13 protein-coding genes are annotated in these 12,387 nt (G+C 63.8%); 6 read left to right on the top strand and 7 right to left on the bottom strand.

Annotation, left to right across the window (positions count from 1 at the left end):
• The first annotated feature begins 9 nt into the window (after nucleotides 1-9).
• The 3 genes from HS961_RS16600 to HS961_RS16590 all read left to right on the top strand — a co-directional run bounded on the left by HS961_RS16600 (nucleotide 10) and on the right by HS961_RS16590 (nucleotide 2,769).
• Entirely contained in the window at nucleotides 10-999 is a 990-nt protein-coding gene (locus tag HS961_RS16600) for a Bug family tripartite tricarboxylate transporter substrate binding protein (RefSeq protein WP_182323872.1), read from the top strand.
• A 299-nt stretch (nucleotides 1,000-1,298) separates the two neighbouring features.
• On the top strand, nucleotides 1,299-2,279 hold the full coding sequence (locus HS961_RS16595) for a tripartite tricarboxylate transporter substrate binding protein (protein WP_182323870.1): 981 nt from the start codon (nucleotides 1,299-1,301) through the stop codon (nucleotides 2,277-2,279).
• Nucleotides 2,280-2,349: 70 nt separating this feature from the next.
• A complete protein-coding gene (locus HS961_RS16590; RefSeq protein ID WP_182323868.1) occupies nucleotides 2,350-2,769 on the top strand; it encodes a DUF4124 domain-containing protein in 420 nt (139 codons plus the stop codon).
• Between the two features lie 30 nt (nucleotides 2,770-2,799).
• Here the strand turns inward: HS961_RS16590 and HS961_RS16585 are convergent, their stop codons facing one another.
• Entirely contained in the window at nucleotides 2,800-3,780 is a 981-nt protein-coding gene (locus tag HS961_RS16585; RefSeq protein WP_182323866.1) for a thymidylate synthase, read from the bottom strand.
• 346 nt (nucleotides 3,781-4,126) lie between these two features.
• On the opposite strand from HS961_RS16585, the gene HS961_RS16580 reads away from it, so the two are divergent.
• Nucleotides 4,127-4,600, top strand: coding sequence for a hypothetical protein (locus HS961_RS16580; RefSeq protein ID WP_182323864.1), 474 nt, complete (start codon nucleotides 4,127-4,129; stop codon nucleotides 4,598-4,600).
• A gap of 71 nt (nucleotides 4,601-4,671) precedes the next feature.
• Here the strand turns inward: HS961_RS16580 and HS961_RS16575 are convergent, their stop codons facing one another.
• Nucleotides 4,672-6,093 (bottom strand): FAD-binding oxidoreductase, encoded by a 1,422-nt coding sequence (locus tag HS961_RS16575; protein WP_182323862.1) that lies wholly within the window; start codon nucleotides 6,091-6,093, stop codon nucleotides 4,672-4,674.
• Between the two features lie 34 nt (nucleotides 6,094-6,127).
• Complete coding sequence (locus HS961_RS16570; protein WP_182323860.1) at nucleotides 6,128-6,562, bottom strand: DUF2069 domain-containing protein; 435 nt, start codon at nucleotides 6,560-6,562, stop codon at nucleotides 6,128-6,130.
• A 65-nt stretch (nucleotides 6,563-6,627) separates the two neighbouring features.
• On the opposite strand from HS961_RS16570, the gene HS961_RS16565 reads away from it, so the two are divergent.
• A complete protein-coding gene (locus HS961_RS16565) occupies nucleotides 6,628-7,977 on the top strand; it encodes a YihY family inner membrane protein (protein WP_182328299.1) in 1,350 nt (449 codons plus the stop codon).
• 88 nt (nucleotides 7,978-8,065) lie between these two features.
• Here the strand turns inward: HS961_RS16565 and HS961_RS16560 are convergent, their stop codons facing one another.
• The 4 genes from HS961_RS16560 to HS961_RS16545 all read right to left on the bottom strand — a co-directional run bounded on the left by HS961_RS16560 (nucleotide 8,066) and on the right by HS961_RS16545 (nucleotide 11,723).
• On the bottom strand, nucleotides 8,066-8,929 hold the full coding sequence (locus HS961_RS16560) for a PoNe immunity protein domain-containing protein (RefSeq protein WP_182323858.1): 864 nt from the start codon (nucleotides 8,927-8,929) through the stop codon (nucleotides 8,066-8,068).
• A gap of 237 nt (nucleotides 8,930-9,166) precedes the next feature.
• On the bottom strand, nucleotides 9,167-9,985 hold the full coding sequence (locus tag HS961_RS16555; RefSeq protein WP_182323855.1) for an alpha/beta fold hydrolase: 819 nt from the start codon (nucleotides 9,983-9,985) through the stop codon (nucleotides 9,167-9,169).
• 17 nt (nucleotides 9,986-10,002) lie between these two features.
• On the bottom strand, nucleotides 10,003-10,425 hold the full coding sequence (locus tag HS961_RS16550) for a GNAT family acetyltransferase (protein ID WP_182323853.1): 423 nt from the start codon (nucleotides 10,423-10,425) through the stop codon (nucleotides 10,003-10,005).
• On the bottom strand, nucleotides 10,425-11,723 hold the full coding sequence (locus HS961_RS16545) for an O-acetylhomoserine aminocarboxypropyltransferase (RefSeq protein ID WP_182323851.1): 1,299 nt from the start codon (nucleotides 11,721-11,723) through the stop codon (nucleotides 10,425-10,427). Before HS961_RS16545 ends, HS961_RS16550 begins: the two co-directional genes overlap by 1 nt.
• Before the next feature lie 139 nt (nucleotides 11,724-11,862).
• On the opposite strand from HS961_RS16545, the gene HS961_RS16540 reads away from it, so the two are divergent.
• On the top strand, nucleotides 11,863-12,312 hold the full coding sequence (locus tag HS961_RS16540) for a CBS domain-containing protein (RefSeq protein WP_182323849.1): 450 nt from the start codon (nucleotides 11,863-11,865) through the stop codon (nucleotides 12,310-12,312).
• Nucleotides 12,313-12,387 lie beyond the last annotated feature (75 nt).

The raw sequence follows: 12,387 nt of genomic DNA, 5'->3' as shown, positions 1-12,387 counted from the left end.
AGACAAAAAATGACCGATTCATGCGCAAACTTCAACCGCCGGCAGATGCTGCTAGGCCTGCTCGCCGCAGCGGGCACCGGCACGGCCTGGGCCAATACGGCCTGGCCCAACAAGGCGATCCGGATGATTGTGCCGGGGCCGGCCGGATCGGGCGGCGACATCTTTGCGCGCATGCTGCTGCCGCCGCTGCAGACCACGCTGAAGGAAAGCCTCTACGTCGAGAACAAGGCCGGCGCCAACGGCATCATCGGCAATGACCATGTGGCCAAGGCCCAGGCCGATGGCTATACCTTGCTGTTCTCGCCGTCGTCGTCGATTGCGATCAACCCCATCATCCAACCGAAGATGCCCTATGACGCCATGCGCGACCTGGCGCCCGTGGCGCAGGTGGGTGCAGCGGGTGTGCTGCTGGTGGCCAACCCCGCGACCGGCTTCAAGAACCTGGCCGACATGGTGCAGTACGCCAAGGCCCACCCGGGCCGCCTGGCCTATGGCTCCTGGGGCAGTGGCTCCACCGGCCACCTGGTGATGGAAGGCATCAAGGCCCATTACGGCTTGGACATGCCCCATGTGCCCTACAAGGGCACCGCCGTGGAGCTGGGCGATCTGCTGGCCAACACCATTGGCGTGGGCTTTATGGACATTGCCTCGCCGATTCCCCATGTGCGCAGCGGCAAGCTGCGTGCGCTGGGCGCCACTGGTTCCGCGCGCGGCCCTGCATTGCAGGATGTGCCGACCCTGACCGAGCAGGGCTACACCTTTGACGCCGACGGCTGGTATGGCGTGTTCGCTCCCGCCAAGACCGACCCCAAGATCATCGACCGCCTCAATGCCGATCTGGGCCAGGCGCTGGGCAGCCCCGAGATGAAGGCCAAGTTTGCCGAGCAGAACATGCTGATCCCTGCGCACAAGTCGGCCACCGAGTTCAGCCAGGTCGTCAAGAACGACATGGCGTTGTGGCAGCAGCTGGCCAAGGTGGCCAAGCTCAAGGTCGATTGAGCGACTCCCCCGGGCAGGCTGCGGGGCAAAGGGCGCTGCAGCCTGCCCAGGGACCCTCTGTGCCTTATTGGCACAGCCAACTCTTGCGATGGTCTGGCGATTGCCCGGCAGACAGGCTGGGTAAGGGATCCTCTGCAAGACCCTCGCCAAGCGGGATGGGCGCGGATCGGGATGAGGCGCAAGGCGTCTTTTGCAGTCAATAGCTGTAGCTATTGACAAGGAAGACAACGCAGCGAATCGCCCGAGCCCGCGTTCAGACCACGGCAGGGAGTCTTGCAGAGGATCCCTAAGGAGGTCTTATGTCTAAATCAATTTCTTGCTTTGGCGCAGTCCTGGGGCTCGGCTTGGCTCTGTGCAGCGTAGCCGCGCCGGCGGCAGAGGCGCAGGCCGCTTTCCCCAACAAACGCGTGACGATCGTGGTGCCGTATTCCGCTGGCGGCATCACCGATACCCTGGCCCGCACTTTGGCGGCCAAGCTGGCGACGCTCTGGGGCCAGCCGGTGGTGGTGGAGAACCGCGATGGCGCGGGCACCATCATAGGGACCAGCGCAGTGGCCCGTACGCCAGCCGATGGCTACACGCTGCTGTTCACCAGCTATGCCTATACCTCCAACCCGGTGCTGCGCCGGCAGTTGCCCTATGGGCCCGATGCTTTCCGCCCCGTCGGTCTGATGGGCTCCAGCCACAATGTGCTGCTGGTCACCAACCGCTTGCGCGGCCAGTCGCTGCAGAGCCTGATCGACCGCGCCAAGGCCGATCCTGGTGCGCTCAAGCTGGCCTCGTCGGGCCCCGGATCCAGCCCGCACCTGGCGGCCGAGCTGTTCGCCACCAAGGCGGGCATCCGCTTTACCCATGTGCCCTACAAAGGCCAGGGGCCGTCGATGACCGATCTGATGGCGGGCGTGGTCGATGGCATGTTTGATGGCATGTCTTCGTACTCGCTGGTGCAGGCCGGCAAGGTGGCGGCGGTGGCCATTGCCTCCGAGCAGCGCCACCCGGGCGCGCCCGAGATTCCGACCTTCAGGGAGCTGGGCATGGACTTTGTCAGCGGCAGCTGGTTTGGCATGCTGGCACCGGCTGCCACGCCGGATGCAGTGGTGCAGCAGATCAATGCCGATATGCGCCGCGTGGTGGACAACCCTGCTGTGCGGGCCCAGATTGCCAAGACCGGTATGCTGGTGTCGCTGTCCACACCCGAGGCCTTTGGCCAGTTTCTGCAGGCCGAAACCAACAAGCTGCAGGCCCTGGTCAAGAGTGGTGTGCGCATCGAGCTGAATTGAGGATGGGGCTGCGGGGCGCTGTGGCAGCCTGCCGCATAATGGGCTTTTCGCCATTTGTCTGGACTGCCCCATGCCCCACGCCCGACCCACCTTTGCTGCCGGATTGATCGCGGCAGCGTGCTGCTTGAGCGCACCGGCCTGGGCCATCAACAAATGCGTCGATGCCCAGGGCCGCACCAGTTTTCAGGACGAGCCCTGCGCGGCCGGACAGAAGGCGGAGGCGATCACCGTGACGCCCTCCAGCCAGGGCATCAACCCGCGTGAGCATGACCGCCCAGTCAGCAAAAAACCAGCAGAGAAAGCGCCGGCACCCGTCCCACAAGCCGCCGATGAACCGGATCCCCGCCCGGCCGATTGCCCCGACCCGGAACGCATGAAGAGCATGCAGATCGAAGCCGAATCGATTGCGCTGCCGCTGCCGATCCGCAAGCAAAAGCGGGCGTCATTTGAGGAACTGAAAGAGCGCTGCGAGACCAAGGCTCCTTCCTAAGCAAACGCCCGCAAAAGCGGGCGTTTTGGTTTACACGGCCATTGGCGCCGTCAACGGCGCATGGTGCTGGTAGCCTTCCAGCCAGAAGTCCGAAGGCTCAACCTTCTCCAGCCACTCGGGCTCGTATTTACCGGTCACCGCATAGTCGGGGATGCGGTCGGACAGCACCAGCTTCGGCGACTCAAAGGGCTCGCGCTTGAGCTGCTCTTGCAGCATGTCCAGGTGGTTCTCGTAGATGTGGGCATCGCCGATGAAATAGGTAAACCAGCGCGGGGTGTAGCCGCTCAGGCGCCCCATCAGGTGCAGCAGCGCAGCACCTTCGGTCAGGTTGAAGGGGGTGCCCAGGCCCACATCATTGCTGCGGATATACAAGCACAGCGAGATCTCGCGCTTGCTCTGGTCGACCAGGAACTGGTAGAGCAGGTGGCAAGGGGGCAGGGCCATTTCTTCGAGCTGGGCCCAGTTCCAGCCGTGGAAGAGGATGCGGCGGCTGCCGGGGTCGGTCATGATGGTGTCCAGGCACTGGCGCAGCTGGTCGATGGCCTTGTAGAGCACGATCTGGCGCTTGCCGTCTTCGGCCACTTCGCCGATCTGGGTGTAGCCCTTGGCCAGCGCATCGGCCACCTGGGCGGGGCCTTGGGGCTGGGCCAGGTCGATCAGCTTGTAGGCCGGCCACTGGCGCCATTGCACGCCATAGACGGGGCCCAGGTCGTCGGCCTCCAGGCGGTAGGGGTTGGCCAACCAGGCCTGGTTTTCATTGGCGTTCTGGTCCCAGACCTTGCAGCCCAGCGCGCGGAAGTCGGCCGCACTGCGCGCGGCGCGCAGAAAACCCACCATCTCGCCGACGGCCGATTTGAAGGCCAGCTTTTTGGTGGTGACGGCCGGGAAACCTTGCTGCAGATCAAATTTGAGCATGGCGCCGGGCATGCTGAGTGTGCGTATCCCTGTGCGGTTGGACTGCCAGGAGCCTTGGTCCAGGATGTTCTGGACGAGTTGGAGGTATTGCTTCATGTTCTTCTGGCCTGATCGAGACGGGGGCCTTGCCGCCCCGCTGGTGCTGAGGCGCTGCCTGGCCCGGTGCGATGGGCGCACTGCAGAGGCGGGGCAGGAGGGCAAGGCCCAAAGGGCCTACTGTACGACGGCTGTGCTTGCTGCGTAGGCCGTAAGGATAAGCCAGTGTGGGAGATGTCTGCGGCCGCCCTGAGCCGCCATAAATTGGTGTAGGGTGTCGGCTTTGGCGCCCGGGCCCACCGGGGCCGGCCGCGCGATGCGGCGGCAAGCGCAGGTGGGCAGCGGGACATCGACAGTTTGCGAGGCGCAGGAGAGGGCGCTGCAAACGCTACAAGGACAGCTAACTATGTGGATGATGACGAAGAAATGGGGCCTGGCCCTGGGGGCTGCTGCGGCGCTGGCACTGGCCGGCTGCCAGACGACGCCCGCTGGCGTGGACCCCAACGGCCAGCAGGCCTGGAACCAGCTCCAGGCCCAGGTGGGCCAGTATCCGCAGGATGCCGCTTTCCTGCAGCAAGGGGTGATGGCTGCGCGCATGCAGCATTTGCTGGGCGAGCACCGCACGGCCTTTATGCAGAACCTGCAGGTGACTGGCCCGCTGAGCAAGCAGGGCTCTGTTTACTACATCACCGGCAACCGCCAGCACGATGGCGGCCAGAATGCCGCCGCCGTGGCGCTGGATGCCAAGAGCAACACCATGCGCATCTGGTGGCTGCAGGACGGCCAGCCGCGCGTGGTGCAAGACCCGGGCGCAGCCTTTTCCTGGCCCAAGGATGTGAACCAGATGATCAGCAACGCGGTGGGCACGCCGGCGTCCTGATCCGTTGATGAACAAAAAACAGGGCGGCACCTCTGCGAGGGCCGCCCTGTTTTGTTGTGAGACGCTAAGTATTAGCCGCGCGTAATCATTGCATGTGGGTTCATGATGTTCTGCGGGTCCAGCGCGGCCTTCACCGCACGCATCATCGACAGGGCCACCGGCGATTGGTACTGCGGCAAGGTATCGACCTTGAGCGTGCCGATGCCGTGCTCTGCCGAGATGGAGCCGCCGAATGCGGCCACGGCGTCATAGACGATGTGGTTGACCTCGTGCTCGCGCTCGTCGAGGAACTGCTTGGCATCGACGCCTTCGGGCGCCTGCACATTGAAGTGCAGATTGCCATCGCCCAGGTGGCCGAAATTGACCAGGCGCATGCCGGGCACCTTGTCGTTCAGCACCTGGGTGGCATGCTCGACGAACTCCGGAATGCGCGAGATGGGCACGGAGATATCGTGCTTGATGTTGAGGCCTTCCTCGACCTGGGCGAGTGGAATGCTTTCGCGGATATGCCAGAGGGTGTGGGCCTGGGCCAGGTTCTCGGCCACGACGGCGTCGAGCACGATTTCTTGTTCAAACGCGGCTTCCATCAGCGCCTCAAAGCGGCTGCGGGCGTGTTCTTCCGATTCGCTGTCGGAGTTCTCCAGCACCACGGCGTAGGGGAAGGCGGGGTTGTCGATAAAGGGCACGCGCAGCTGGGGCATGTGCTTGTCGACCAGGGTCAGCGCAAAGCGGTTCATCACCTCAAAGCCGGTGAGGCCCGCGCCCAGGTACTGGTGCGCCAGTGCCAGCAGGCGCACGGCGGCATCAAAAGACGGCAGCGCGGCCCAGGCGGTGAGCTGGCTCGCGGGCATGGGGTAGATTTTCATCGTCGCGGCGGTGATGACGCCCAGGGTGCCTTCGCTGCCGATGAACAGGTTGCGCAGGTCGTAGCCGGTGTTGTCCTTGCGCAGGCCTTTGAGGCCTTCCCAGACTTCGCCCTGGGCATTGACCACTTCCAGGCCCAGGCAGAGCTCGCGCGTATTGCCGTAACGCACCACCTGGGTGCCGCCGGCATTGGTGCCCAGGTTGCCGCCGATGGTGCAGCTGCCTTCGGCCGCCAGCGACAGCGGGAACAGGTAGCCCTGGCTTTCGCAGCGCTCTTGCAGGGTTTGCAGGATGCAGCCGGCCTCGACGGTGACGGTCAGGTTGTCCTTGTCAATCGCGCGGATGGCCTGCATGCGGCCCAGGTTCAGCACCACTTGCTGGCCCGAGGTGTCCGGCGTGGAGCCCACGACCAGGCCGGTGTTGCCGCCCTGGGGCACGATGGAGGTGCCGTTGGCCGCGCAGGCCTTGACGACGGCCGCCACTTGCGCGGTGTTGGCGGGGCGCACCACTGCCAGCGCCTTGCCGTGGACCCGGCGGCGCCAGTCCTGCTCATAGGCCGTCAGGTCGCCATCGGTAAGCACATGGGCATCGCCCACAATCTGGCGCAAGCTCGCAATCAGGTCGGTCATTGGATGTCTCTGCAAATGAAAAGAAAATAGGAATTTAGGGGGCGGCTGCGGGCGCCGGGGCAACGGCCCGCTGGCGGCCCCGGATGTGCATCACGCAGGCGGCAAACAGCAGCAGGCATAGCGCAATCTCGGCCAGCGCGCACCAGCGGCTGGGCGGGGCGTCGCCCCAGGCGCGCACCACGCCTTCAATAAAATACAGCCAGACCAACAGGCTCAGCCAGCGGTAGGTATACATGCGGTGCTTGAGCAGGCCAGCCAGCGGAATGCACAGTGGCAAGGCCTTGAGCACCAGCCAGGAGCCGCCTGGCCGCAACGGTGCCAGCCACAGCTCCCAAGCGAGGCACAGCAGCACCAGGCCCAGCAACGAGAAGACGGCCAACCAGCGCGAGGACTGCGCAGCCGCGCCTGCAGGGGCAGGCGTTACCAAATCAGGCAGATTTGCCGCGTGTTCAGGGGTGGATGAAGGCATGGAAATGGCATCATATCGGTATGTACGTAAGTGATGAGAAAAACGCGGCATCTTTGCAGCCGCCAATGCGCCAGGGCTGGGCGATGTGGTGGCAGCAATTGGCTGCCTTCCCCTGGCGCAATACTGCCAATACCTTGCGCAACCGCTTTGGTGAGGACCGCCTGGGCCTCACGGCCAGCAGCCTGACCTTTACCACCATGCTGGCGCTGGTGCCTTTCTTCACGGTGGCGCTGGCCTTGCTCACCGCCTTCCCGATGTTTGCCACGGTCGAGGCGCAACTGCAGCGCTGGTTGATCGAGAGCCTGATCCCCAGCAGCATTGCCAGCCAGGTGCTGGGCTACATCACGCAGTTTGCCTCTAAAGCCAGCCGCCTGGGCCTGGCGGGCCTGAGCTTTTTGCTGGTCACCGCGCTGGCGCTGATTTTGACGATGGACCGCACCCTGAACAACATCTGGCGTGTGCGCCAGTTGCGGCCGCTAGGCCAGCGGGTTCTGATCTACTGGGCCGCTATATCGCTGGGCCCGCTGGTGCTGGCCTCCAGCCTGGTGCTGACCTCGTCGGTGGTAGCGGCATCGCGCAGCGCCTTTGGCGAGCTGCCTTATCTGATCCGCCTGGCTTTTGATTCGCTGGAGTTTGTGCTGCTGGCGGCTGGCGTGACCGCCATGTACCGCTATGTGCCCAACACCCATGTGCGCTGGCGCGATGCGCTGGCCGGTGGCCTGTTTGTGGCGGTGGGCATTGAGGTGGCCAAGAAGGTGCTGACCTTGTACCTCGTCTATGTGCCGACCTACTCGACCATCTATGGCACCTTTGCCACCTTGCCGATCTTGCTGATCTGGATTTATGTGGCCTGGGTGATTGTGCTGCTGGGCGCCGTGGTGGCCGCCTACCTGCCCAGCCTGTTGGCCGGTGTGGCCCGGCTGCCGCTGGCGCAGAGCTGGGATTTTCAGCTGGCGCTGGAATGCCTGCGCCAACTGAACCTGATGCGCTACCAGCCTGAGAAGGGCCTGTACCTGCACCAGTTGGCCACCCGCTTGAAGGTGGAAGATGTGCAGCTGCACCGCGCGCTGGATGTGCTGTGCCAGCTCGATTGGGTGGGTGCCGTGGTGGATGTGGACGAGCGCCGGTCCACCGCTGGCGTTACCGAAAGCCAGCAGGACATGCGCTATGTGCTGTTGATCGAGCCTGCGCAGACTTTGGCTGCGCCGCTGGTTTCTGCACTGATGCTGGACCGCAATGAGGCCACCGAGCCCCTGTGGTGGCACAGCGGCCTGGACCAGATCGCGCTGATTGCGCTGCTGGAGCGGCGCGAGTGGCTGCCTGATGAGGTGCCGGTGGAAGCGGTGGATGCAGTAGTGCAGGATCTGGAACCTGCGTTGCTGGATGCGGTGCCTGCGGATCCCACCAAGGCTTGAGCGCAGTTTGATCGCTAAAAAATGCAGCCAATCAGGCGACTTGCCTGATGGCGATCTGCCGAGTTAGCTTTTGGAGAAGGGCATGCGCTCAGTGCGCGGCGAAGCTGGCTTCATGGACGGCCAGGCGCTGGCGGGCCAGGGCCACCATATCGGCGGGGTAGCAGCTGTAGGCGGTCAGGGGGCTGTCGTCCAGCTCATAGAGCACCACCAAGGCAGCGACTTCCCAGGCCCAGCGGGGATGGTGCTCGCCCATGCCAATCAGCCGGCCGATAGCAGCCAGGGCCGGGTGCAACTGGCTGCTGTAGTTCTCTGCCAGGTAGTGCTGCAGGGGCTCGGTGCCCAGCTCGGACTGCTCGAAAAATTCGCCCAGATCGGCATAGGGCTTGGGGCAGAAGACCTGGGCCGAGGCCTCGTCCTTTTCGCAGGCGACGGCACTCAGGTAATCGAGTAGGCAGTCGCAGCGGTTGCCCAGCAAACGCTCGACGATGCCGGGGATCAGCTCTTGGCGCTCCAGCAAGACGGGCAGGGCCAGCAGCTGCACGGCGGCCGGGTAGCTGTTGGAGGCGGGGTTGATGGGTTGGCGGGCCTGCGCGGGCGTTGCGGCATCGCTGCGCATGAAGACCGCATATTCATTGCACCAGTGCAGCACATGTTCAAACAGGCTCTCCATCGCGCGGGGCGGCAGGCCCCGGCTGTAGGCTAGATCCAACAGTGCCAGCGACTGAAGTGCCGCACGGCACCAGCCGGCCCGGGCAGCGCGTTGGCTGTCGGCATCGAGATCCTGCACATCCAGCCCGTAGTAACCATGGCTGGCGAATTCATGCAGGCTCGACAGCTGGTCTGCCCAGGTCTCCGCCCATCGCTCCAGGTCCATGTCCACGCGCGGCCGCAGCAAATGCCAGGGTTGCGCCTGGCAGTGTTGCAGCAAGCAGGGAAGGGCCTTGTATTGCATAAATGGTATGTATCTAGTCTGCAGCTTCTCAGATGCAGCTGGCTGGGCCTCCATTGGCCTAGCGGATAGGCTAACGCATTTGATGCCCGGATTGCGGCATTTTTTGTGGTGGCTTACGCCTTCTTACGCCAGATACATACGTGATCTACTGCTATAAAAACAAAAGCAATATCACATTAGCAAAGCTAATAGTCACGCATGCAGCGCTGCAACACTCTCTCACGCACTGCCTGGTGGCTAGGCTTTTGGCGTTTTGAGGAAATCGTGGATTGCAAACAGGGTTTCGTCAGGCGACTCGGTCATCTGGTTGTGGCCGCAGGGCAGCATCTGGACCTGTACCTGCTTGCCAGCGGCCTTTGCGGCATCGATGAGGCTGCGTGCAGCTTTGGCTGGGGTCATCTGGTCTTGCTCGCCCAGCACAAACAGCACGGGGCAGGCCAGGGCGGCCATGGCGGCCTGGCCGTTGCGGTAGCTGTCGCAGGCCACAAAGCCGGTGTGCAGCAGGTTGGTATCGCGGTTGCTGGCCTGCACACGGCGGGCTAGCGCCATGCCGGCGCCAAACACCCAGCTGCCAGCGCCGGAGGGTGGGGCCAGGGTGGCGCGCGAGAAGGTCTGCACCATGCCAATGGCCTGGTCCGTCGCATTCAGCGCTTGCTCCAGCAAGGCGGGGGCGACCTTCATCGGATCGGCGGTACCGACCAGAACCAGGTGGCTGACGCGCGTGCCCAGGCGCGCTGCCGCTTCCATCGCAATCAGGCTCCCCCAGCTGTGGCCGATAAGGGCGGCGCGCTCCAGGCCTGCGGCATCGAGCAGCTGGGCGATGGTGTCGGCCGCTTCTTCCACACTGCGCGGTGCTGGGCCGCCACTTTTGCAGTGGCCGGGCAGGTCGATGGCCAGCACGTTCCAGCCGTGGTTGGCCAGGTAGCGGCTTTGCAGCGCCCAGACGCTGTGGTCACACAGCACGCCGTGGATGAAGATGGCAGTGGGCTGGCTCGCATCCAGCGCTTTGCCGCCGGTGTAGGCATACAGGTCGGCAGCTTGAACTTGGAATTGCATATCTGTGCTCTGCTGGTTTAGGTGTCTGCAATCAGGCGCTTGCCCAGGCTCACCGTCTGGTCGTTGCTGTAGCCCTGGCTTTCGTAGAAGGCGATCACCGCCTCGTTGCCGACGCGCACCTGCAGGTTGAGCTTGGGGCAGCCCAGTGCCGTCAGCTCGGCCTCGGCCCGCTGCATCAGCTGCCCGGCATAACCTTTGCGCTGCTGGCTGGGGTGTACCGCCAGGTAGTTGATCCAGCCTCGGTGGCCGTCATAGCCAACCATGATGCTGGCCATCACCTCACCGCGCGCATCGACCCCCACCCAGAACAATGCGGGCGAGACGCTGAGCTTGCGCGCAATATCCTTGTGCGGATCGTTCCAGGGCCGGTAGAGGCCGCAGTCATGCCACAGCTGCACAACCTCGTCGGAATCTTGCAGTGCAAAAACACGGATTTCCATCATGCGGCCTTTTCTGCGGCTTTGAGCGCGCGCTTGAGGTCGTCGATCAGGTCGTCGGCGTCTTCCAGGCCGATGGACAGGCGGATCGTGCCCTGGCTGATGCCCGCTTGCGCCAAGGCATCGTCGTGCATGCGAAAGTGCGTGGTGCTGGCTGGGTGGATGACCAGCGAGCGGCAGTCGCCGACATTGGCCAGGTGGCTGAAGACCTTGAGCGTCTCGATGAACTTTTTGCCCTGGTTGCGGTTGCCGGCAATGTCAAAACTGAACACCGAGCCTGCGCCGCGCGGCAGCAGTTTTTGCGCCAGCGCGTGGGAGGGGTGGCTCTCCAGCATCGGGTGGCCCACGCGGCTGACCATCAGGTGGCTGGCCAGGAACTGCACTACTTTTTCGGTGTTGCGCATATGGCGCTCCATGCGCAGCGGCAGGGTCTCGATGCCTTGCAGAATCAGCCAGGCGCTGTGCGGGCTCATGCAGGCGCCAAAATCGCGCAGGCCTTCGCGCCGAGCACGCAGCAAGAAGGCGCCGGTGGTGGACTCCTCGCTGAACACCATGTTGTGGAAGCCGTCATAGGGCTCGGTCAGCTCGGGGAAACGACCGGATTTTTCCCAGTCAAAGCTGCCGCCATCCACCACAATGCCGCCAATGACAGTGCCGTGGCCAGAGAGGAACTTGGTGGCCGAGTGGTAGACGATGTCGGCGCCATGCGCGAAGGGCTTGATCAGCCAGGGCGACGTCAGGGTGGAATCGACCAGCAAGGGCACACCGGCCTCATGGGCGATGGCCGAGACGGTGGGGATGTCCAGCACATCCAGGCCGGGGTTGCCGACGGTCTCGCCAAAAAACAGCTTGGTGTTGGGCCTCACTGCCGCACGCCAGCCATCGATATCGCCAGGTTTGACAAAGGTGGTCTCGATGCCAAAGCGGGCCAGGGTGTAGTGCAGCAGGTTCTGGCTGCCGCCATACAGCGCGGTGCTGGCAACGATATGGCTGCCCGCGCCCATCAAGGTCGCAATCGACAAATGCAGCGCTGCCTGGCCGCTGGCTACCGCGATGGCGCCAACGCCGCCTTCGAGGGCCGATACACGCTGCTCCAGCACCGCATTGGTGGGGTTGCTGATGCGGCTGTAGACATGGCCAGGCCGCTCCAGGTTGAACAGACTCGCCGCATGGTCGCTCGACTCAAAGACGAAAGAGGTGGTCAGGTGGATGGGGACGGCACGGGCGCCGGTGGCTGGGTCCGGCTGGGCGCCGGCGTGCAGACTCAGGGTGTCAAAGCCGGGGTCGGTATAACCGGGCATGGCGTATCTCCGCGATGTTGTCGTTCTGGACGGGAATTGTCGGCTATATTTAGCAGACCCAGGCTGGCTGGCCTGTCGCCCATGCGTGTGCGCGCAGGCAGGCCCCGCCAGCACCGGAGAACGGTACAAGGAGACACCCATGAAAGTCAGCGATATCCTCCGCCTCAAAGGCAATACCCTTTACACCGCCAGCGTGAACGACCCGGTCGGTGACGCCATCCAGACCATGGCCGAGAAGGACATTGGCTCGCTGGTGGTGATGGAGCACGGTGATGTGGTGGGCATGCTGACCTTCCGCGAAGTGATCGTCGCCATCGTCAACAACGGCGGCACTGCCGGCAACATCCTCGTGCGCAGCGTGATGGACGACGCACCGCTGACCTGCACGATGGAAACCGACATGGACGAGGTGCGCCGCATGATGCTGGACCGCCATGCGCGCTACATGCCGGTGATGGACAAGAAGATGCTGATGGGTGTGATCAGCTTCTACGACGTGGCCAAGGCCGTCGTCGACAGCCAGAACTTCGAGAACAAGATGCTCAAAGCCTATATCCGCGATTGGCCGGTGGAAGGCGAGACGGATTGATGGTTTGACCGGCGCGCCTGTATGCGCAAGCCGGTCACCAGCCCAACCAGCGGCCCGCGAGGCCGCTTTTTTGCG

It is taken from the genome of Comamonas piscis (assembly GCF_014109725.1).
GTDB classification, from domain to species: Bacteria; Pseudomonadota; Gammaproteobacteria; order Burkholderiales; family Burkholderiaceae_C; genus Comamonas; species Comamonas piscis.
Note: the sequence above shows the minus strand (reverse complement) of the source record. Positions and strands in the feature narration are given on the sequence as shown.

Coding starts and splice junctions, on each gene's coding strand:
- HS961_RS16580 (WP_182323864.1), top strand. CDS start 4,127: ATGTGGATGATGACGAAGAAATGGGGCCTGGCCCTGGGGGCTGCTGCG.
- HS961_RS16555 (WP_182323855.1), bottom strand. CDS start 9,985: ATGCAATTCCAAGTTCAAGCTGCCGACCTGTATGCCTACACCGGCGGC.
- HS961_RS16595 (WP_182323870.1), top strand. CDS start 1,299: ATGTCTAAATCAATTTCTTGCTTTGGCGCAGTCCTGGGGCTCGGCTTG.
- HS961_RS16545 (WP_182323851.1), bottom strand. CDS start 11,723: ATGCCCGGTTATACCGACCCCGGCTTTGACACCCTGAGTCTGCACGCC.
- HS961_RS16600 (WP_182323872.1), top strand. CDS start 10: ATGACCGATTCATGCGCAAACTTCAACCGCCGGCAGATGCTGCTAGGC.
- HS961_RS16560 (WP_182323858.1), bottom strand. CDS start 8,929: ATGCAATACAAGGCCCTTCCCTGCTTGCTGCAACACTGCCAGGCGCAA.
- HS961_RS16550 (WP_182323853.1), bottom strand. CDS start 10,425: ATGGAAATCCGTGTTTTTGCACTGCAAGATTCCGACGAGGTTGTGCAG.
- HS961_RS16570 (WP_182323860.1), bottom strand. CDS start 6,562: ATGCCTTCATCCACCCCTGAACACGCGGCAAATCTGCCTGATTTGGTA.
- HS961_RS16575 (WP_182323862.1), bottom strand. CDS start 6,093: ATGACCGACCTGATTGCGAGCTTGCGCCAGATTGTGGGCGATGCCCAT.
- HS961_RS16540 (WP_182323849.1), top strand. CDS start 11,863: ATGAAAGTCAGCGATATCCTCCGCCTCAAAGGCAATACCCTTTACACC.
- HS961_RS16590 (WP_182323868.1), top strand. CDS start 2,350: ATGCCCCACGCCCGACCCACCTTTGCTGCCGGATTGATCGCGGCAGCG.
- HS961_RS16585 (WP_182323866.1), bottom strand. CDS start 3,780: ATGAAGCAATACCTCCAACTCGTCCAGAACATCCTGGACCAAGGCTCC.
- HS961_RS16565 (WP_182328299.1), top strand. CDS start 6,628: ATGCGCCAGGGCTGGGCGATGTGGTGGCAGCAATTGGCTGCCTTCCCC.